12 protein-coding genes and 3 rRNA genes (1 of these 15 only partly in view) are annotated in these 20,213 nt (G+C 63.3%); 3 read left to right on the plus strand and 12 right to left on the minus strand.

The annotated features are described in order from the left end of the window. The 3 genes from ACZ9GA_RS29190 to rrf (ACZ9GA_RS29200) all read left to right on the plus strand — a co-directional run. A 23S ribosomal RNA gene (locus ACZ9GA_RS29190) occupies positions 1–2,358 on the plus strand (it extends 534 nt beyond the left edge of the window). A gap of 140 nt (positions 2,359–2,498) precedes the next feature. Then, positions 2,499–2,614: ribosomal RNA gene (gene rrf, locus ACZ9GA_RS29195) — 5S ribosomal RNA — on the plus strand. Positions 2,615–2,726: 112 nt separating this feature from the next. Further along, a 5S ribosomal RNA gene (gene rrf / locus ACZ9GA_RS29200) occupies positions 2,727–2,842 on the plus strand. A 279-nt stretch (positions 2,843–3,121) separates the two neighbouring features. Here the strand turns inward: rrf (ACZ9GA_RS29200) and tagQ are convergent. The 12 genes from tagQ to tagH all read right to left on the minus strand — a co-directional run bounded on the left by tagQ (position 3,122) and on the right by tagH (position 19,929). Further along, complete coding sequence (tagQ, locus tag ACZ9GA_RS29205; RefSeq protein WP_457358849.1) at positions 3,122–4,036, minus strand: type VI secretion system-associated lipoprotein TagQ; 915 nt, start codon at positions 4,034–4,036, stop codon at positions 3,122–3,124. A gap of 87 nt (positions 4,037–4,123) precedes the next feature. Beyond that, entirely contained in the window at positions 4,124–5,827 is a 1,704-nt protein-coding gene (locus ACZ9GA_RS29210; RefSeq protein ID WP_457358847.1) for a formylglycine-generating enzyme family protein, read from the minus strand. Beyond that, positions 5,820–7,001, minus strand: a complete 1,182-nt coding sequence (locus ACZ9GA_RS29215; protein ID WP_457358845.1) for an ABC transporter permease — start codon at positions 6,999–7,001, stop codon at positions 5,820–5,822. Before ACZ9GA_RS29215 ends, ACZ9GA_RS29210 begins: the two co-directional genes overlap by 8 nt. Then, a complete protein-coding gene (locus ACZ9GA_RS29220; protein WP_457363628.1) occupies positions 7,001–7,702 on the minus strand; it encodes an ABC transporter ATP-binding protein in 702 nt (233 codons plus the stop codon). The genes ACZ9GA_RS29215 and ACZ9GA_RS29220 overlap by 1 nt, the downstream gene beginning before the upstream one ends. Next, entirely contained in the window at positions 7,702–10,584 is a 2,883-nt protein-coding gene (locus ACZ9GA_RS29225; RefSeq protein ID WP_457358844.1) for a serine/threonine-protein kinase, read from the minus strand. The genes ACZ9GA_RS29220 and ACZ9GA_RS29225 overlap by 1 nt, the downstream gene beginning before the upstream one ends. 14 nt (positions 10,585–10,598) lie before the next feature. Continuing rightward, a complete protein-coding gene (locus tag ACZ9GA_RS29230) occupies positions 10,599–11,327 on the minus strand; it encodes a PP2C family protein-serine/threonine phosphatase (protein WP_457358843.1) in 729 nt (242 codons plus the stop codon). Continuing rightward, positions 11,327–11,980 carry a type VI secretion system-associated protein TagF gene (gene tagF, locus ACZ9GA_RS29235; protein ID WP_457358841.1) on the minus strand — a complete coding sequence of 218 codons (654 nt, stop codon included), beginning with the start codon at positions 11,978–11,980 and terminating at the stop codon, positions 11,327–11,329. Before tagF ends, ACZ9GA_RS29230 begins: the two co-directional genes overlap by 1 nt. After that, a complete protein-coding gene (tssM, locus tag ACZ9GA_RS29240) occupies positions 11,977–15,477 on the minus strand; it encodes a type VI secretion system membrane subunit TssM (protein ID WP_457358840.1) in 3,501 nt (1,166 codons plus the stop codon). Before tssM ends, tagF begins: the two co-directional genes overlap by 4 nt. Next, positions 15,474–16,754 (minus strand): DotU family type VI secretion system protein, encoded by a 1,281-nt coding sequence (locus ACZ9GA_RS29245; RefSeq protein WP_457358838.1) that lies wholly within the window; start codon positions 16,752–16,754, stop codon positions 15,474–15,476. Before ACZ9GA_RS29245 ends, tssM begins: the two co-directional genes overlap by 4 nt. Before the next feature lie 6 nt (positions 16,755–16,760). Continuing rightward, positions 16,761–18,095, minus strand: a complete 1,335-nt coding sequence (gene tssK / locus ACZ9GA_RS29250) for a type VI secretion system baseplate subunit TssK (protein ID WP_457358836.1) — start codon at positions 18,093–18,095, stop codon at positions 16,761–16,763. A gap of 14 nt (positions 18,096–18,109) precedes the next feature. Beyond that, positions 18,110–18,592, minus strand: coding sequence for a type VI secretion system lipoprotein TssJ (gene tssJ / locus ACZ9GA_RS29255; protein WP_457358834.1), 483 nt, complete (start codon positions 18,590–18,592; stop codon positions 18,110–18,112). A gap of 47 nt (positions 18,593–18,639) precedes the next feature. Beyond that, on the minus strand, positions 18,640–19,929 hold the full coding sequence (gene tagH, locus ACZ9GA_RS29260; RefSeq protein ID WP_457358832.1) for a type VI secretion system-associated FHA domain protein TagH: 1,290 nt from the start codon (positions 19,927–19,929) through the stop codon (positions 18,640–18,642). Positions 19,930–20,213 lie beyond the last annotated feature (284 nt).

A 20,213-nucleotide genomic window follows, 5' to 3' on the forward strand; every position in this document is an offset into this window, starting at 1 on the left:
CTTGTTCTGTGACTGCGTACCTTTTGTATAATGGGTCAGCGACTTATATTCAGTGGCGAGCTTAACCGAATAGGGGAGGCGTAGCGAAAGCGAGTGTTAATAGCGCGTTTAGTCGCTGGGTATAGACCCGAAACCGGGCGATCTATCCATGGGCAGGTTGAAGGTTGGGTAACACTAACTGGAGGACCGAACCGACTACCGTTGAAAAGTTAGCGGATGACCTGTGGATCGGAGTGAAAGGCTAATCAAGCTCGGAGATAGCTGGTTCTCCTCGAAAGCTATTTAGGTAGCGCCTCATGTATCACTGTAGGGGGTAGAGCACTGTTTCGGCTAGGGGGTCATCCCGACTTACCAAACCGATGCAAACTCCGAATACCTACAAGTGCCGAGCATGGGAGACACACGGCGGGTGCTAACGTCCGTCGTGAAAAGGGAAACAACCCAGACCGTCAGCTAAGGTCCCAAAGTCATGGTTAAGTGGGAAACGATGTGGGAAGGCTTAGACAGCTAGGAGGTTGGCTTAGAAGCAGCCACCCTTTAAAGAAAGCGTAATAGCTCACTAGTCGAGTCGGCCTGCGCGGAAGATGTAACGGGGCTCAAACCATGCACCGAAGCTACGGGTATCACCTTTTGGTGATGCGGTAGAGGAGCGTTCTGTAAGCCTGTGAAGGTGAGTTGAGAAGCTTGCTGGAGGTATCAGAAGTGCGAATGCTGACATGAGTAACGACAATGGGTGTGAAAAACACCCACGCCGAAAGACCAAGGTTTCCTGCGCAACGTTAATCGACGCAGGGTTAGTCGGTCCCTAAGGCGAGGCTGAAAAGCGTAGTCGATGGAAAACAGGTTAATATTCCTGTACTTCTGGTTATTGCGATGGAGGGACGGAGAAGGCTAGGCCAGCTTGGCGTTGGTTGTCCAAGTTTAAGGTGGTAGGCTGGAATCTTAGGTAAATCCGGGATTCTAAGGCCGAGAGCTGATGACGAGTTGTCTTTAGACGACGAAGTGGTTGATGCCATGCTTCCAAGAAAAGCTTCTAAGCTTCAGGTAACCAGGAACCGTACCCCAAACCGACACAGGTGGTTGGGTAGAGAATACCAAGGCGCTTGAGAGAACTCGGGTGAAGGAACTAGGCAAAATGGCACCGTAACTTCGGGAGAAGGTGCGCCGGTGAGGGTGAAGGACTTGCTCCGTAAGCTCATGCCGGTCGAAGATACCAGGCCGCTGCGACTGTTTATTAAAAACACAGCACTCTGCAAACACGAAAGTGGACGTATAGGGTGTGACGCCTGCCCGGTGCCGGAAGGTTAATTGATGGGGTTAGCTAACGCGAAGCTCTTGATCGAAGCCCCGGTAAACGGCGGCCGTAACTATAACGGTCCTAAGGTAGCGAAATTCCTTGTCGGGTAAGTTCCGACCTGCACGAATGGCGTAACGATGGCGGCGCTGTCTCCACCCGAGACTCAGTGAAATTGAAATCGCTGTGAAGATGCAGTGTATCCGCGGCTAGACGGAAAGACCCCGTGAACCTTTACTATAGCTTTGCACTGGACTTTGAATTTGCTTGTGTAGGATAGGTGGGAGGCTTTGAAGCGTGGACGCCAGTTCGCGTGGAGCCATCCTTGAAATACCACCCTGGCAACTTTGAGGTTCTAACTCAGGTCCGTTATCCGGATCGAGGACAGTGTATGGTGGGTAGTTTGACTGGGGCGGTCTCCTCCTAAAGAGTAACGGAGGAGTACGAAGGTGCGCTCAGACCGGTCGGAAATCGGTCGTAGAGTATAAAGGCAAAAGCGCGCTTGACTGCGAGACAGACACGTCGAGCAGGTACGAAAGTAGGTCTTAGTGATCCGGTGGTTCTGTATGGAAGGGCCATCGCTCAACGGATAAAAGGTACTCCGGGGATAACAGGCTGATACCGCCCAAGAGTTCATATCGACGGCGGTGTTTGGCACCTCGATGTCGGCTCATCACATCCTGGGGCTGAAGCCGGTCCCAAGGGTATGGCTGTTCGCCATTTAAAGTGGTACGCGAGCTGGGTTTAGAACGTCGTGAGACAGTTCGGTCCCTATCTGCCGTGGACGTTTGAGATTTGAGAGGGGCTGCTCCTAGTACGAGAGGACCGGAGTGGACGAACCTCTGGTGTTCCGGTTGTCACGCCAGTGGCATTGCCGGGTAGCTATGTTCGGAAAAGATAACCGCTGAAAGCATCTAAGCGGGAAACTTGCCTCAAGATGAGATCTCACTGGAACCTTGAGTTCCCTGAAGGGCCGTCGAAGACTACGACGTTGATAGGTTGGGTGTGTAAGCGCTGTGAGGCGTTGAGCTAACCAATACTAATTGCCCGTGAGGCTTGACCATATAACACCCAAGCAATTTGAGCGGAAGCCAGATTGCGGTGTTGTGAAGATGATACGAACCGAAAGTTTGCGATTCACAAATACCATCACATACCCGATTCGCTGGAGTGCCTCCCAAAGGGCATCCTGGCTACAGAATTTCTTGACGACCATAGAGCATTGGAACCACCTGATCCCATCCCGAACTCAGCAGTGAAACGATGCATCGCCGATGGTAGTGTGGGGTTTCCCCATGTGAGAGTAGGTCATCGTCAAGATTAAATTCCGAAACCCCCACTTGCGAAAGCAGGTGGGGGTTTTGTCTTTAGTAGAAGCTCCAACATTTTCGGCTGGCACGTCACCGCGGTGACGGATCGGCACACAGAGTTTCTTGACGACCATAGAGCATTGGAACCACCTGATCCCATCCCGAACTCAGCAGTGAAACGATGCATCGCCGATGGTAGTGTGGGGTTTCCCCATGTGAGAGTAGGTCATCGTCAAGATTGAATTCCGAAACCCCCAGCTGCCACGCAGCTGGGGGTTTTGTCGTTTAAGCACCTGGAAAATACCCCCCCCGCCCCTGTGGGACCGGGCGAAGCTCGGGAAGCGAACGACTCGATTACCCTGCTGGCCCCTTCCCGAGCTGCGCCCGGTCCCACAACGACCCCCCACCAAAGATCTCCAGGGCACGCTAGGGCCAGCGCAGCCTGGCGGCAGCGGCTACAGGGCAATAAAAAACCCCTGGCTGCAAGCAGCCAGGGGTTGGTCAAACCAGCCTCAGATCAAGCCTTGCAGCTGTCCGGCGCCCAGTCACCCATGTCAGGGCTGCTGCACACCTTGGCCATCAGGCTCTGGCCGTTGGCAGCCACTTGCTTGGCTTCAACCTGCTTGGTCTGAGCCTTCTGCAGGCTCTTCTCGGTGCTTACCGCTTCAGTCGGCACGTTGGCAGGCTTCTTCACCTTGACCTTGGTCTTGGTTGGCTTCACCGAGGTGCTCTCTGCGGTAGCAACAGTCACTACGTCCTGACGTTGCACACCTACTTGCTGCAGATCCTTCTCATACGCCTGGGAGTAAGAGTCGACGTCCTGGGTGGCCTTGCCATTGGCGGCGACGATCAGTTGGTTGCTCTCACGCAGGCCCGAGACGATTTCAGCCAAACGGCGACGGCCTTCAGCATCATTGATGGTCTTGGCCTTGCGGGCCGAGATCAGGCGATCAAATTCAGCCTGGTAGCAAGTCTGGGAAGCCTTGGCGTAGGCAATGTTGCGATCCAGGGACTGGGTGCTGCCATCCAGGTCAGAGGCATAGGAACCAATGCGCTGTTTGTCATCGGTAATCTGCTTCTGCTTCTCGGTGTAGTAGCCTACCGCTCCGCCCGCCAAGGCACCGCCGGCAAGACCAATGGCAGCATTACGGCCCATCTTCTCCTTGTCGCCGGCCAGGGCACCCGTAACGCCGCCCAGCAAGCCGCCAACCACGGCGCCGGTGGCGACCGATTTGGTGACATCCGAATTGGTGCTGCGCAAGTGCTCTACTGGCTCGTAGCAGGTCGGGTAGAACTCGACCTTGGTGGTCTGGGCCACTTTGGAGGTCGGTGCACTGGCACAGCCGCCCAGCACCAGGGTGAAGCTGGTAGCGATCAGCAGGGCACTGCGGCGCGCACCGGCGGCCGTGAACGTGTTGAGGGTCGAACGCATGATAAGTGTCTCTTCCTTTGGTTTATCTATCCTGGCTGGGCTGCCACCATGGCTGCCCGCCCTTGCTCGCTCGCTCGTCATCCAGGTTTACTTCTTCCCGGACGGGGCGAGCAGTTCCTTCAAAATCACCTCTGGGTCGGCCCGCTGTTGCTTGCGGTAATTGCCGACGTGGGTGACGAACAATGTGGCGCGCGCTACCAGGCTCTTGCCCAGTACCGGCTTGCGCCCCAGTTCTTCCTTGACTCGTTGAAACTGCGCCTGGATCACCGCGTCGGTATAACGGGTGCCGGTTGCCAGGTTGTCGATGTAGATCGCCACGGCGCCATCCAGGGCGCTGCGGCCGTTGTCGATGGCCGACCCGATCAGGTCGGCGCTGGCCTGGTCTTTCATGGCCAGGGCCTTTTCCCGCGTAGTGCGCAGGTTGGTGAGGCGAATGTTGTAGTTATTGATGGTCTCGGCCACCAGCGCCGATGATTGGATCAGGTTGCCGGCAGCTTCCTCGCGCTGCTTGGCAATCAGGGAAACATTGCGCTTGAGCTCCTCGTTGACCAGCCCCAGCTCCGATTGCAGGCGCGGATCGACACTGGCGGCGATGATGCTGTCCAGGCGCTTGGTAGGGTCCTGGGCGTCATCGATGGCGTCGGTCAGGGAGGCCAGGCGGCCTTCCTTCTGCCACTGATTGAATAGCTCGCTGTAGCGCGAGCGTGGGGCTGCCAGGGCGCCCAGGGCGACGCGGAAACCGGTGGTCTCGTTGCGCTGTTCGGTGCCGTCGGCGGCAAACAGCGGGTACTCACGGCGCATGCCCGTGAACAAGGTCATTTCACCTTCCAGGTAGTTGCCGCCCTTGACCACGAAACCGCCGTAGGTGCCCTGTCGACGTCCGGCGCTGACCAGCTGGAACGACTCCTGGACCATCTCGGCGGCATTTCCGATCACATCAAACAGGCCAATCGGATTAGGCAGCTTGGTACCAATGGGCATCAACCGTGCCCCTTGTCCCGTGCCGCCGGCCACCTGGCTGAACACGGCGTAATCGGCCAGCGGCGCATCTTCGTCGCTACCCTCGGTATGCCGGGGGAACAGACGCCCCTCCAGTTCCTGGCGGCTGACCGCCTGGCCGCCGCGCGCCGCGTACTCCCACTCGACTTCCGTGGGCAACCGCACGAAGCCCAGGCCGCCATCCTCGGCACTGGTACCACGGCCGCTGACAGGCAGCAGCTCCCGGTGGTACTTCATCAGCCACGCGCTGTACACCGCCGCAAAGCGCTCGGCCTCGAAGTGCGACAGGCTGACCTTGGGCAAGCGCCCGGTCATTGCTGCATCGGCTTCACAGGCGGGGGCCGGCTCACCGCTGGCCAGGGATTGCGCCTGCGCCATGACCTGCGCGTACTGGCGTGCGGTGACCTCATACTTGCCAATGAAGTACAGCATCGGCTTGAGCGGGTTGCCCGGGCCGCTCTTGGGCAGCAGGGGCGACAGTGTCTTGCGCCAGTCCGCGCCCAGGTCATTGAGGGTGAACTGGCCGTTGATGTAGTCGCGACGGTAGCCGGAAATGAACGACTGCTTATACCCGGCCTCACCCTCGCTGAAGGGGTAGCCGAGGTTGATCTCGCGATCGTCCAGCGGCCCGTTGGCCAGCACGTAGACATAGCGGAACACCATCTCGCCATCGCATGGCAGCGGCAGGCTGACGTCATCGGCCAGCGGCTTGGGGTTGTCGAGCTTGTTGTCGTCGGCCACGACCAGCGAACTGGCGGCCAGCAAGGCAGCGCATGCCCAGTGTCTAAACATCACGAATTCCTTCGGCAGCCTGCAGGCGCGTGACCCGCCAGCCGCCGGCCGTGGCCGCCAGCAGGCTGACCAGCACAATCGCCAGCACGGCAAGGGCCAGGTGAGTGGGCAGCAGGTGGCTGGCCAGTTGGTTGAAAATCCGATTCAGCAGCAAGGCCCCCAGCGCATACACAAGCGCCGCCAGCATGGCAGCGCACACGGCGCCATACAGGGCCTGGCACAGCACGAACGCCAACAGCGCAGAGGTCTTGAAGCCCAGCAGGCGCAGTACCGACAGCGCCCGCTGCTTGCGTTCCACCGCCGCCAGGGTGCCTGCGGTGATGGCGGCGAACGCGCCGGCACACGCCAACCCGGCGATCAGCCAGAACACGGTGGTCAGGCTGTTGTTCAGTGTCTGTACCTGCTGGATCGCAGCCGCCTGGGTGGCCACGGCCAGTCCATGCTGGCTGAAGTACTGCCGCAACGGCTCCACGTCGGCCAGCCCGCGGGCGTACAACCGGAATGCCGGGTAGGTGCGCGCCTGTGTCGGTGCGCTCCCGGCCCAGCCCAGGCTGGCAACCTGGCGTCCGTCCCGGTAGTCCTCGGCGGCTTCAAGCAACGCCAAGGGGGCAAACAGCGCATCGCGCGGGAAGGCTTCAATCGGCAGAACGCCTTGCACCTTCACCGTCAGGCGTCTCACCTGAACCTGCCCGGCGTCCTGGCGGCCAATCAGCGCCTCAATATCCTGCCCCGGCTGCGCGCCCAGCTTCTGCGCGGCAGTCTGGCTCAGCACTACGTCCTGCAAGCGAGCAGGCGCGGCGGTCGCGCCAAGCAGTGGATCGCCCGCAGCGGTTGGGATCATTTCCACTGCCAACGGTTTGCCCCGTGTGTCCAGCAAGTCCGCCGTGGCCGCGATCTGCCGCGTACGAGGCAGCGCAAAGGCCACGTCAGGCCGCGCCGCCAATGCCGAGATATCCGCAGCGTTAAAACGCCCTCCCGCCAGGGGAATGATCTCGCGTACTGTCGGGTCTTGCTCCAACCGTTGGCTCAAACCGCCAATCAGGCCGAACTTGAGCCCGAACAACAGCAGTAAAGGCGCGATCACGGCCACCAGCGCCAGGACCGCACACAGCGACAGCCGCCACTCATCGCGCCAGTCGTCCCAGGCCAGCCCCGCAATCACGGTGAGACGCATCAGGGGCCTACCAGACGGGCAGTCACGCCGCCATCGCTGTCGGGGGTCGAACGCAGGTGCAACATCGGCAAGCCACAGCGGCTGGCCAGTTCCTGGTCATGGGTAGCGATCAGGCGGGCAGCGCCTTGCGCCATGGCCTGGGCCAACAGCAGCTGCATAACCCGTTCGGCGTTGATCGGGTCCAGTGCGGCGGTCGGCTCATCGGCCAACAACAGCCGTGGGCCATGGGCCAACGCCCGGGCGCAACCGGCGCGCTGGCGTTGCCCCACCGACAGCTGGGCAGGTTTCTTGTCCAGCTGCCCGGCAATGCCCAGGTGCTCGGCCAGGCGCTGCACGCTGCCGTCGTCAGGCAGCCCCAACAACGCACGCGGCAGGTTGATATTGCCGCGCACCGTGGTGAACCCCAGCAGGCCGCCGGTCTGCAGTACATAGCCCAGGTGGCGGCTGCGCAGGTCGGCCAGGTAGTCCTGGCGATTGTCGCGCCAGGCGCTGATCACATCTTCCCCGCAGAAGTGAAAGTGCGCGGCCTGTTGCGGCGCGGCCACCAATGCCAGCACATCCAGCAGGGTGCTCTTGCCACAACCGCTGGGACCCACCAGCGCGTACTGCTGCCCCGCAGCCAGTTGCAGCCGTTCCACCTCCAGGCTGTAACGCTGGGCGCCTTGGCCCCGCGTGATGCGTAATTCGCGCACGTCCAGCATCATGGCAGTGTCGACAACGGAACACGGTAGAGGGCATCACCCGGCTCGGCGTCGCCGAAGCGCACCCAGTTGGCCAAGTCGTTGTGGAAGGTTTCATACAGCTGGATCTTCGATTCCAGCTCGTCGAGGAAATCCTGCTGCTCGGCCACCGACAGTGACAGCCACAGGTCCTGGGTCATGGTCAGCGCCTTGCTGCGGTAAGGCAGCCCCTGCAGGTATTCGCCCAGCACACCGCCCTCGGCCAGGTTACCGCCGCTGCGCAATGCCGATGGGTCGCGGCTCATGTAGGCACTGGCACTGGCGATTTCCTGGAAGAAATCCTTGGGTGATGTCTGTGTCTTGCGCGCAGCGTCAACGATCAGCTTCAGCGACTGCTGCAGGTCGTTGAGCTGCAACTTGGTCAGCAGTACGCAAACCTGGAAGGCGGGCAGGGCAGGGTTGGTCAGGTCGCGGTCGGCCGTCCAGGCACTGACCAGTTGCGGCGCGCGGTTGGCGGCGCGGTGGCCCAGAAAATCCATGTGCATGGCGTAGCCGATGGCCGCCGACTTGTCACTCAGGCTTGGTGCCTTGGCCAGTAGCGGTACTGACGGTTGCTCCGTGCGCACCTGGTGGACCAGTTGCGCGAACACCGAGCCGATCTCACCTACACGTTCGCCAAAGCGCTGCACGTCGCCGCCGGGGATGGGCACATACAGGTCGCCGATCTGCGGGTTGCTGTCGGCGGTCAGCACGCGGTACTGCTGTTCCGCGGAGGCGTGGTTCTTCCTGCCGGCCTCGGTGCGCAGGTGCAGGGCGAAAATCTTGATCTGCTTGTTCAGCGCGGCCTGGCGTACCTCTGCCTCGTTCATGTGCGTGCTGCTCAGTGGGTCGGCCTTGCGCAGCGCGCCGGCATCGCTGACCAGCAGGATCAGACGCCCGCCGTAGGGCGACCAGTCCATGCCCTGTACCGCCTGCATCACCCCGGCAAAGGCGTCTTCATTGAAGGACTGGCTGGACACGTCGGTGGCCTTGACCTGGCGGGCCAGTTCCAGGAACCGTTCGGGGTCGCGCCCCTGGTCCAGCGGGATCAGCGTCTTGGTCAGGTATTGCAGGCCAGGCGTCTTCTGCACATTGTTGCGGAAACCGACCATGCCGAAGCTGACGTTATCCAACTCGCCGCGCTGGGCAATCTGGCTTTGCAGTTGATGCACCACCTCGGTGACCTGATCGATATAGGGCTGCATCGACACCGAGGTATCCACCACCAGCACCACTGCTGTGCGGAAGGCATCGGTCGATGCTGCCGGGGCAGGGCCTTGGCCGCTGCTGCCCGGGTCAATGGAGGCGACATTGAGTAACTGCACTGGTTGGCCGTTCTCGTCGAAGCTCTCGCGGGCGTCGAAGATCGGCAGCAGGTAGAACTTGTCCTGCGGGATAGCGCTGGCGCCAGGCTCCAGGGCCATCACCAGCTTGCCGTCGCCCTGGCCGGCCCGCGCCTGGTCGAGTGCGCGGTGCGCCGCGGCGGGGTCGGCCAGCAGGCGCTCGACGCTGGTGGCATCGTGCATAAACATCACCGGCGCACGCCCCGAGCGCTCGGTGAACTTGAGTACCAGGCTCTGCTTCCAGTCGCTGACCTGATCGGCGGCCAACCAGCCGTCACTGTGGCCAGCCGTGCCGGCGCCCACGCGCAGCCACTGGGCACCGTCCACGGTCTTGCGCTGGTACACGTAAAGCACCGAAAACGCCGGCAGCGGCTTGCCTGTCTTGGCGCCTGCGGCGTCGACCAGCGTGGCGTCCGGTTTACTCAGCACGCGCTGGAACAGAGTCTTCTTGCCGGGCATCAGCAGGGGCCGGCTGCCGCCATCCTGTTCGGCGGCAACGTTTGCGACAGCTGGTATGGCTGGCGCCTGCGCTGTGGGGGCAGGTTTGGCCACCGACTTGCCACCTGCCAGCAGCGCATACCCGCCACCGCCCATGGCCAGCAACACGGCCACGGCCAATGCGCTGAGTGCCAGCACGGGTCGTTTCTTCACCGGCATCTGAGGCGCTGTCGCCTTTTCCGCCAGTGCTACGGGCGCCACAAACGGCCTGATAACTGTCGCCTCGTTGTCGGCCTCCAGGCCATCCAGTGCATCGAGCAGCGCCTTGGCGTCGGGGAAGCGGTCAGCAGGCTCCTTGGCCAGCAACCGCGTCAGGATTGCCTGATAACGCCCCTGGGTGATTGGCAACTCCGGCAGCGGCTGGGTCAGATGGGCCAGCGCCGTGGACAGGGCATCCGTACCCACGTAGGGCAGCTTGCCGGCCAGCAGTTCATACAGCACTACACCCAAGGCGTAGAGGTCGGCACGGCCGTCGATCTCCTGGCCACGGGCCTGCTCGGGGCTCATGTAGCTGGGCGTGCCCACGGCAAAACCGGCCTGGGTGAACTGGGTGCGATCGTCCAAGGCCTTGGCGATGCCGAAGTCCGACAGCACCGCCGTACCATCGGCACGGAACAGAATGTTGGCCGGCTTCACGTCGCGATGCACCAGCCCCTGGGCGTGCGCATAGCCCAGCGCCGAGGCGATCTGGCGCAGGTACACCAGCCCCTGCTCAGGGCTCAGGCCCTGGGCCAGGCGCTCCTTGAGGGTACCGTTGGGCAGGTACTCCATGGCCATGTAGTACAACTCGCCGACATTGCCGATGTCGTGGATGGTGACCGTGTTGGGATGCGTCAGGCGGGCCAGGGTGCGACCTTCGCGCAGGAAACGCTCGCAGAAGGTGGCGTCGGCCGCCAGGGCGGCGGCCATGACCTTGAGCGCCACCTTGCGCTCCAGCGAGCGCTGGGTGGCCAGGTACACGGTGGCCATCGCGCCTTCGCCGATTTCGTCGTGGATGTCGTAGCCAGGGATGTTGATGTGCATGGGGTCGAAGTTCTTCAGCTGGCCTTGATGACGACGGCAGTAATGTTGTCGGGGGCGCCACGGGTCAGGCCCAGGTGGATCAGGCTGCGCACCACGGTGTAAGCATCGCTGTGGCACAGCACATCGCGGATCTCATGGTCTTCGGCAGTCTTGTTCAGACCGTCGCTGCACAGCAGATAGGTGTCCTCGGGCAGGATGTGCAGGAACGCGCTGTCCAGTTCCAGCTGGTTGGCCACGCCCACGGCGCGGGTGACGATGTTGGAGCGTGGGTGCAGGCGCGCTTCGGCCTCGTTGAGCAGGCCGCTGTCCACCAGTTCCTGGACGTAGCTGTGGTCTCGCGTAATGGCGGTCAGCTGCCCGCCGCGCAGGCGGTACAGGCGACTGTCGCCGGCCCACAGGCACATGCCTTGGGTGCCGCGCATCGCCAGCACCACCACGGTACTGCCCATCATGGCTACGCCTCGCAATTGCGCCTGGTCGCGCACCTGGGCATTCACTTCGACCAGGGCGTGACGCAGCGCATTGCTGTACGCCGGCAGCGACGGGCTGCCTGGGATACGGCGCAGTGCATCGACAATCAGGCTGCTGACGTAGTCGCCCGCAGCGTGCCCGCCCATGCCGTCTGCCACTGCCCACAGGCCGCTGTCGGGCAGGTCCAGGCACGCGTCTTCGTTGATCTGGCGCACCATGCCCACATGGCTGTGGCTGGCGCTGTGCAGGTTGCGCACGGGAGCGGCGGCCATTACAGCGGCCCTCCCTGGCTTTGCAGGAAGCGGGTGAACACGTCGCTGCCGGGCATGCCGCTGCAGCGCAGCAGGCCGGAGGCCACCCGCTGCGAGCCATTGCCCCACCACAGACTGGCGTCGGCGCAGGCCCAACGGCCCAGCGCTGCCTGACGGGCCTGGGGCGTGTCGGCGTAGCTGCGTTGCAGGCCAGCGAAATCGTCGTCGGGCAGGGCTGCTGCCGTGGCCAGGCCGGGCAGGGCGGCCAGGGCGTTCTCGAAGTGGGGCAGGTCGGCCTGAGGCTCCAGGGTCGCCAGCAACGCGTCTTCAACACGCTCGAACCAGTCCTGCGGCCCGCCTACCACGCTGGTCAGATCGCAGCCTTGCGGCAGTGTGACGGCCACGGTCAGGGGGAAGTAGCGGCCCACGCGATCGACGCTGGGCATCAACACGCCCGCCATCGCCTGGCTGCCGCACACGCCGGGTGCCAGCAAGAAACGCCACAGCGGGCTGATCAGGTAAGCGTCCAGCCAGGCTGGGCCCAGTTGTTCATGACTGGCGCGCAAACCTGCGGCCAACCACGTGTCCCAAGGCTGAATGAAGGTTGGCGGCAGGTCGCGGCTGACGAAATCGCCGCGACTGGCCAGCTTGCCGTAAAAACCTACCTGACTCATAGCCGCTCCGGCAGGCTGAAACCTGCGACCAGGCGGTTGTTGAACGGGTTGAAGGCACTGTTGGCGCGCAGTTCGTAGGAGATGCTGGCGCCGTCGACGCGCAGGCGCAGGGTGAAGCGGTCGGGCGAGCCGGCGTTGCTCAGGTCGGACTGCTGCAGCAGGCGGAACCAGGCCCAGGGGCCATCCAGCGTCATGCCCGAACGGCCACTGGCGGCAGGCGGCTCGATGGCCATGCGTACCACGCCAACGCTGTTGGGGTTGGGCCATTGCAGCGCTACCGGGCGGCTGGGTCCGTGGTCGTAGCTGATCTGTTGACCGTCCAGGTCCAGGTTGAACTGGGTGACGCTGCTGTCCATGGCCACTGGCTTGAGCTCGAAGCGCACCACCGGCTGGGTACCGCCGGCGCGGAAGTAGGCATCGCGAATCGAAGCGGCGCGCTGGAAGGTCTGCAATATCGCCGGGGTGATGCCCAGGCCCTGTGCTGCGCCCGGTTGCCAGCGCCAGGTGGCTGCCGACGTGTCCACGTAGGGTTGCAGGTACTTGCGGAAGTAGCTGTCCATCACGCCGCCCACGCCGAAGAACTGACCGAAGTCATCCAGCGTCGCATCGCGATTGCTGCCCGACACCAGCGGGTAGCGCCCGGCCAGCGACTGGCGGTAGACGTTCACCACCTCGCTCAGCCAGGCCGCGTTGAGCTGATTGCGCACGCCGCCCATCATGCTGTTGGTGGTGGCGCTGACCACCGATTTGACCAGCCCCTGGACCACTGGCGGTTGGCGCTCGGCAGTCAGGCTGACCCGTGCGGCGGCTGCGCTGGCCTGGTTCTTGGCTTCGCCCAGCAGTGCATCGCCGCTGGCGCCGACCATGGCGCTGATCTGCACGTATAAGGCGTTGAGGTCGGCAAGCAGGCCGTCGATGGCTGCAGGGTCGCCGTCACTCTTGCCCACCAGCGCATTGAGGTCGGCGAAATGCACGGTCACCGGATCATCCAGGTCTTGCGCCCGGGGTGCGGCGGCAGGCGCCTGCCCCACCAGCGAACCGAGTTTCTGCTTCAGCTTGTCGACGTTGTTTTCCACCGGCGCCACTTGGGCAGCCAACGCCTTGTCGAGGTGCGCCAGATCGGTCTCACGCGCCACGGCCTGCAGCAGCTTTTTCAAGGGCGACGTCGGGCCGGAGATGACCCGCAGCACATCAGCAGCCTGGGCAGTGTTGGTGATCGGCACGAAGTCGATGTCGGCCAGCAGCGCATCCCATTGGCGGATATAGTCCTGCCAGTACAGGCGCCGCACTTCGGCAGCCAGCGCCACGGCGTCCTGCTGCTGTGCCTGATCCAGGCCCAGTACCCATTGCTCTTCGGCCAGGGCAGTGGATTGGCTGAGGCTGCCCAGCAGGAACGCCTGCTGATAGCCCTTGGCAGTAAAGAAGCCACTCAGCGGATCGCCCAATGCCTTGCCGCTCTTGCGCACCATGACCAGTGCGGCATCGCGGCCGGCAGCGTCGCTGATGCGGAAGTCACTGACACCGGCTGGCAGTTTCTGGCGTTTGACCCGGTCGTAGACGCGTTGTGCCACCGGAACCTGCTGCAACTGTCGGCGTTGATCATCGATCAGGCGTTCATCCAGTCGGGCGGCGGGCGGTTGGCGTTCGAACAGGGCCTGCAAGTGCTCGTTGAGCGCCTGGCGCTGGTCGGGGGCCAGGTCGCGGGGCAGGTGCTGCTCCCAGTCCAGGCTGATCCAGGCCTTGATGAAGGCGGGATCATAGTGGTCGTGGTCAGCCAGCATCAGATAGGCCTTGAGGCCTTCGTAACGGAAATCGGAGTTGCCGCCGCCACGCAGTTGTTCCTCGACGCGGCTCACCAACCGTGGTGCGAATACCGCCACCAGCAGCTTGCGGTACAGGCTGCCCGCTTCGCTCTCCAGCATGTCGCCCTGGTACAGGCCCAGGCCCTGCGCCCAATGGGGCGGGTCATCGGCCAGATGGCGCGTGGCGTCGAGCAACGGCAGCACCGACAGCACCTCGCGCTGCGCGGGCGTGAGCGCCTGCACGGCCTGGCCGAGGGGTTCGACGCGCTGATCGACCTGGGCAATGTAGGCCTCATTGGCGCGGTAGCTGGCAATCCACAGCCCGCCCACAATCAGCAGCAACGCCACGCTGGCGGCCAGGGCGCCGGCCGCCAGCCATTTGCGCCGGCGCTCCACGGCCGGGTTGGTGCCCACCAGGCCGCGCTCGGCGAAGGCAACATCGGTGAATAGGCGCTGGATGAAATAACTGCGCCCGGTACCGGTTTGCCGCGCCAGGTGTTGGCGGTCCAGGTTCATGCTTTGCGCCATGGCGCCGATCAGGCGGTCGATGGGGCTGCCTTCCTGGGTGCCGCTGGTGAAATACACGCCACGCAGCAGGGCACGCTGCTCATAAGGGTTGGGGCGGAACACCGCTTGAAGGAAGCCATTGAGGGTTTCTTTCAGGGCGCCGAGTTGTTGCGGGAAACCGTAGATCAGATCGCGCCGCGCCGGGTCGCGCTCCTGTTGCAGGCGTTCAACCAGGCGCTGGTTGAGGCGCAACTCCAGTGCCTCAAACTCGCGGTCCAGGTTGGCCAGGGGGCCATCACCCTGATTGCCATCGTCCAGCGCGAAGGTGGTGCCCCACACCTGGGTCCGTTCTTCCTTGCTCAGGTTGTCGAAGAACTCCATGAAGCCGGGTACCAGGTCAAGCTTGGTCAGCGTCAGGTAGATCGGCAGGCGTACCCCTAACCGGGTGTACAGCTCTTGAATACGAGTACGAATAGCGGCGGCATGGGCGGCGCGTTCGGCTTCGCTGGCCATCAGCAAGTCAGACAGGCTGATGGCAACGAAAGCCCCGTCCACCGGCCGCCGGGGGCGTTGGGTTTTCAGCAGGTCGAGGAAACCCAGCCAGGCTGCCTTGTCGACACTGGCGTGGCTGTCCTGGGTGGTGTAGCGGCCAGCGGTGTCCAGCAGCACGGCCTGGTCGGTGAACCACCAATCGCAGTTGCGCGTTCCGCCCACGCCCTGCACGGCGCCTGCACCCATGTGCGCGGCCAGGGGGAAATTCAGACCGGAGTTGAGCAGCGCTGTGGTCTTGCCCGAACCGGGCGGGCCAATAATCACATACCAGGGGAGCTCGTACAGGCTGCGCTTTTCGTCACCGCCAAGGCTCACCTTCTTCAGCAGTGCCAGGGCTTCGGCCATGCGTGCCTTGAGGGTGGCGAGCTCCTCGGCGGTGGCCACGCTGGCCGGGTCCGGCGGGGTATCTGCGGCCAGGCTGGCCAGCACGTTCGCCGCCTGACGGTGTGCCTGCACAATGCGCCACACGCGGTAGGCCAGCCATGCTGCAAACAGCAGGGCGATCAGCGCCCAACGCCGGCCCTCGGGCACCAGCCAATCCAGCAGCGGCCCAACGAACCAAATCACCAGGCTCAAGGCGAGCAGGCCCAGCACCGGGATCACCCAGCGCACTACAAACGCAAGCACGGCCTTCACTCGACCCCCTCCGCAAACACAGTGATTTCAACCCGGCGATTGCGCGCACGGCCTTCGGCGGTGGCGTTGGACGCCAGCGGCTCGGTATCGCTGCGGCCTTCGGCGCTGAAGCGCTCGGCCTGACCGGTACGCGCAGCCAACAGCTGCCGCACTTCCTCGGCACGGGCCTGGGACAGCTTCCAGTTGGACGGGAAACGCAGCGTGGCGATGGGCCGGTTGTCGCTGTGGCCGGTCACCAGCACACGGCCCTTGACCTTGCCGATGGCTTCGGCAATACGCAGCATCAGTGGCTGGAAATCGTCCTTGATGCTGGCGCTGGCGGACGGGAACAGCTCGTCACCGCGAATGGTGACGATGGAACGGTCGACGGCATCCTCGACGGCCACGCGGCCAGCGCGAACGTCATCGGCCAGGAAACCGGCCAATCGCGGTCGTTCAATGATCCTTGGCTGCTGTGCCGGGCGGTCGATGGCTTGCACGGGAATTTCGCCCAGGGCGTGGATATGCCGGAACACCGGCTCTGCGTCCGCGGCCAGCTTCAGGCGCAGGCCCACCAGCAACAGCAGCAGCAAGGCTGCGGCAATCGCCAGCCCTACCCAGGGCGGCATGAACTGCGCCAGGCGAACGCGCGTCACGGGTGTGCCGCGCCAGTGCGGCGACAGTTCGCGCTCATGTTCGCCGCGGGCCGTGCGGATGGCGGCGCTGGTACGTTCGCGCAGGGCATCCAGTTGGCTACGGCCATCGGGCAGCACGCGGTAGCGGCCTTCGAAACCCAGGCACAGGCACAGGTACAGCAACTCCAGCAGATCGAGGCGTTCGCGGGGGCTTTGCAGGCAGTGGTCCAGCAACTGGAACACCTTCTCGCCGCCCCAGGCTTCGTTGTGCACGGTAATCAGCAGGCTTTGCTTGCCCCAGTCGCTGGCGCTGCCCCATGGCGTGCTCAATACGGCCTCGTCCAGTGCGGTGCATAGCACATAGCGCGCCAGTAGCACGTCGTTACGCGGCACGCCGGCTGCCTGCGCACGTTCCTCGAACTGGCGCAGGCAGGTCAATAACTGCGCCCGCAGGCTGGCGGGTGCCGGGTGGGCAAGGGTGCTGCGCAGGCGGGTCAGCAGCGCCAGCAACGGGCCGGCTGCCTGCTCCAGCGGGTTGAGGCCCTGCGCCTGGGCATTGAGCACTGGTGCGCTGGGCATTTGCAGCGCCGGCGGTTCCGGATTGTCGGTCGGCGCGCCGCGGCCACCGGGGCGCGGCATGATCATGGTGCGATCGTCATGCATGGCCGCTTACCCTCGAATCGCCCAGAACGCCAGGTCCAGCCCGGGGAACTGGCCGGCGATATGGAAGGCGAAGCCACCTGACTGGCGCAGTTTCTGCCAGTGCTCGCTGCCACGGTCCAGTTCGTAGTAGGTGGAACCGGCGTGGTAGGGCAACTGGCGAGGGGCCACGGGTAGCGGCAGCAGGCCAATGCCTGGCAGTTGCAGGTTGACCAGGTCGCGAATGTGCTCCACCGAGCCCACCTTGCTCTGTTGGGCGAAACGCCCGCGCAGGGTCTCGCCCGGCACGTCGGCGCGCACTACCAGGATGAAGCTGGCGTTGTCGATCAGGGTGCGGTCGGCCAGCATGGCCACGTGCACGCCGTAGGCTTTTTCGACAATCGGGATAGGTGTCGCCTTGCTGTCCATCAGCATCGAGAGGGCAGTGCGCAGGGCCTGCATCACCGGTTCGAAGCTCAGCGCCAGCTCGTCATGCTGGTACAGCGGGAAGTCATCCGGGCGCCGCGCTTCGCTGGCGAAGGTGGCGAACTCGCCGGCCAGACTCAGCAGCTCGCTGAACAGACGTTCAGGGTGCAACGGGCTTAGCCGGGCCAGGTGGGCGATCAGCGGCTGGGCGCGGTTGACCAGCTGCAGCAGCATGAAGTCGGCAATCTCGGAGGCGCCGCCTGCATTGCTGGCCACCACGCGGCCTGCCAGGGCTTCGGCGCGCTGGTGCAGCAGGCCCAACAGTTCACGGGTAAAACCGCTGAGTACATTGCTGGCGGCTACGTCGAGCAGGGGCGGGACATAGCGCTCGTCGAGCACCAGGGCGCGGTCCGGGCGCTTTTCAACTACCCGTACCACGCCGATGGCGGCATGGTCGTCCAGCCCGTCCTGGCGTGTCAGCAGGCGCAAGGCGCGGCTGCCCACGGCTACCGGGGCACGGTTCTCAAAGGGCGAGTTGTCGTCGCGCACTTCGCGCACCTGGCTCTGGTAACGTGCCGCGCCCACCGGCTCGCCGTCTTCGGCGGTGTCACGCACGCCTGCACGCTTGAGCGGCAGCGCCAGGTACACCAGGCCGTCACGCAGGTGCTCATCGATGTCCAGCGGCGGTGGCGCCGGGTCATCGGCCGGGATGTTGAACGGCGTGCCATCGGGCAGCAGGCCGCGGGCGCTGAGGATCGCCAGCTTGCCTTGGCCCAGCAGGGCCTGGTCGATCAGCAGTTCGGAGAAGCCCCAGCTGCCGGCCACGAACGGTCGGCTACGGGCATCGATCAGGGTTTCCAGGTAGCGATCGTGCTGCTGGAAATGCTGCGGGCGCAGGAACATCCCCTCCGACCACACCACTCGATTATTCCAGGACATGGGTAATTCTCCGGCTAGGGGGCGACGACGGCTGCGCTACGCACCGCGTTCACGTCAAGGCTGATCTGCAATTCGCCGCCTGCACCGGGCGACACCGTTATCACGTCGCGCCACAGCGCCTGGTCCAGGGCGCGGTAACCCACCACCAGGCCCAGTTGACGGGTGGCCGGGTTGAGCTGGCGCACCACTTGGCGGTACTCGCCGGGCTGCACCAGTACTTCGTCCTGATCCAGCAGGTCGGCGCCCAGCGTGGCCTGGGCGTGATCGGCCAAGGCGAAATAGTCGGCGCGGGCAAACACCGCGGCATTTTTCAGCTCGTACAGGCGCACCCGCACGGGCGCAGGCCGGCCATCAGCGCCGGGGTTGAGGCCGGCGATGGATTGCAGGTGCAGCACCAGGGGCGCGGCGGTCTTGTCGGCGATGGCGGGTGCCGGGTCCTTGGCACAGGCCGCCAGCAGCAGGGTGGCTGCAACGGCCAGAAAAGCGCTGATCCTCATCCTTTGTCCTCAATGACAACTACGTATCCGTGTGTTCCTGGTGTTGCTTACGGTCGCCGCAGCCGGCTGATGTGTTCCTCGTAGGCGCGGCTGAACTCGCGCCCGAACAGGTCCTGGAAGTCGTCCTCTGCTTCGTTGGCGATTTGCTGGTAAAGCTCGGTGAATTGCTGCCAGTAACGCGCCTGCCGCGACCCGGCCAGCAGCGCTGCCAAACCACCAGGGCTGTCCAGGCGGGCCTCCAGGGCGGCAGGCTCGAAGCGTTTGAGCAAGTGCCCGATAGCGGCCTGCACCCCGGCCATCACCGCCAGCTGGTGGGCGCGCAGGTCCTCGAAACTGTCGGCGATGGCCTGATCGGGCGCCATGAACGCCTGATTGCCGTGGCGCAGCAACAGCAACAGCGCCTCGTCGGCGTTGGGTGCGAATTTGAGCGGGTTGTTCTCCAGCGGCTGGATCAGCGTCTGCTGCATGCGGAACTCACCCTTGAGGCTGGCGCGGGCACGCAGCACATCAATCAACCCTTCGACCATCAGGCGATAGCTGCGCCCCAGGCTTCCCATCTGTGCGGCGGCCTGAGCGGTGTCGATGCGCAAGTGGTCAAGGCCAGCGCCGCGCAGGAAGGCCTGCATCAGATCGTCATTGGCTGTGGGCGCGGGTGCAGACGCCGCCGGTGCGGGCGCTTCGACGGGGGCAGGCAGGGCAGGCTGAGCTATGCCCGGCAAGTCCCAGTCCTCGGGAATCATCGGGGCAGGCGCATCGCCAGCCGGTTGCGCAGTCGGCGGCGTCGGCGCCCGGAAATCATGCTGCTGGGCCGGCACGTGGTCCGGTTGCGTCACGGGTGCAACCGGCGCTGGTGCCAGAAAATCAAACAGGTCGGGCAGGGTGTCACTGGCCGCTGCATGCTCGAATTGCGGGGGCACCCGAACCGCTGGTGCCGGTTGCGCCTGCGCGCCCATCAGTGCCTCGAAACTGACGGCCTCATTGCTTGGGGTGGCATTTGTGACGTCGATTTTCAGCCGGTCATCGAGCGTGGCGAGCATTTCGTAATCACCAATACGGATAACTTCTCCGTCGTTGATTCGCTCGCTATTTCCTCTGCGCAAACGGATAGATGAAGTTACAAACTCAACCCCATTTGTACTGTTATCAGTTAGAAAGTATGTGCCATCCCGAGACTGAATGGTGCAGTGGCTAGATGATATTAGTCGTTCAGGGTCCGGTAATACCCAGTCATTATTTTGAGCACGGCCAATATTCAGGACGCCACTGTCCAAGGTCATTTCCGAACATTGCCCGGGCGTGATCTTGTGATAACTGGTAATGCTTAACCGTAGTGGCATTTTGGCTCCCTGCTGCCATGCGCTATAGATCCGTCCATCGCGTGGATGCGCATTTCATGGCTGAATAGTCGCAATTTTCTGCGAATTCAGACCAATTTTGTCTATTTTTGAGTCGTCTTTCTCTTCGCTGTCCGGCAACCCGGTAGTAACGAGGCGCCATAGCTTACCTTGACAAGGGCTATTAACTACACCAAAAATGTCGGACTTTCTACAATTGAGTAGTGGCTCGATGATATCGTCGAGTTCATTTGGCAGTGGAACAGTTCGAAATCGATACTGGAACT

Source organism: Pseudomonas sp. TE3644, assembly GCF_056278815.1.

Excerpts from the sequence above, each read along its gene's own strand:
- tagQ (WP_457358849.1), bottom strand. The coding sequence starts at position 4,036 with ATGCGTTCGACCCTCAACACGTTCACGGCCGCCGGTGCGCGCCGCAGT.
- ACZ9GA_RS29210 (WP_457358847.1), bottom strand. The coding sequence starts at position 5,827 with ATGTTTAGACACTGGGCATGCGCTGCCTTGCTGGCCGCCAGTTCGCTG.
- ACZ9GA_RS29215 (WP_457358845.1), bottom strand. The coding sequence starts at position 7,001 with ATGCGTCTCACCGTGATTGCGGGGCTGGCCTGGGACGACTGGCGCGAT.
- ACZ9GA_RS29220 (WP_457363628.1), bottom strand. The coding sequence starts at position 7,702 with ATGCTGGACGTGCGCGAATTACGCATCACGCGGGGCCAAGGCGCCCAG.
- ACZ9GA_RS29225 (WP_457358844.1), bottom strand. The coding sequence starts at position 10,584 with ATGCACATCAACATCCCTGGCTACGACATCCACGACGAAATCGGCGAA.
- ACZ9GA_RS29230 (WP_457358843.1), bottom strand. The coding sequence starts at position 11,327 with ATGGCCGCCGCTCCCGTGCGCAACCTGCACAGCGCCAGCCACAGCCAT.
- tagF (WP_457358841.1), bottom strand. The coding sequence starts at position 11,980 with ATGAGTCAGGTAGGTTTTTACGGCAAGCTGGCCAGTCGCGGCGATTTC.
- ACZ9GA_RS29245 (WP_457358838.1), bottom strand. The coding sequence starts at position 16,754 with ATGCATGACGATCGCACCATGATCATGCCGCGCCCCGGTGGCCGCGGC.
- tssK (WP_457358836.1), bottom strand. The coding sequence starts at position 18,095 with ATGTCCTGGAATAATCGAGTGGTGTGGTCGGAGGGGATGTTCCTGCGC.
- tssJ (WP_457358834.1), bottom strand. The coding sequence starts at position 18,592 with ATGAGGATCAGCGCTTTTCTGGCCGTTGCAGCCACCCTGCTGCTGGCG.
- tagH (WP_457358832.1), bottom strand. The coding sequence starts at position 19,929 with ATGCCACTACGGTTAAGCATTACCAGTTATCACAAGATCACGCCCGGG.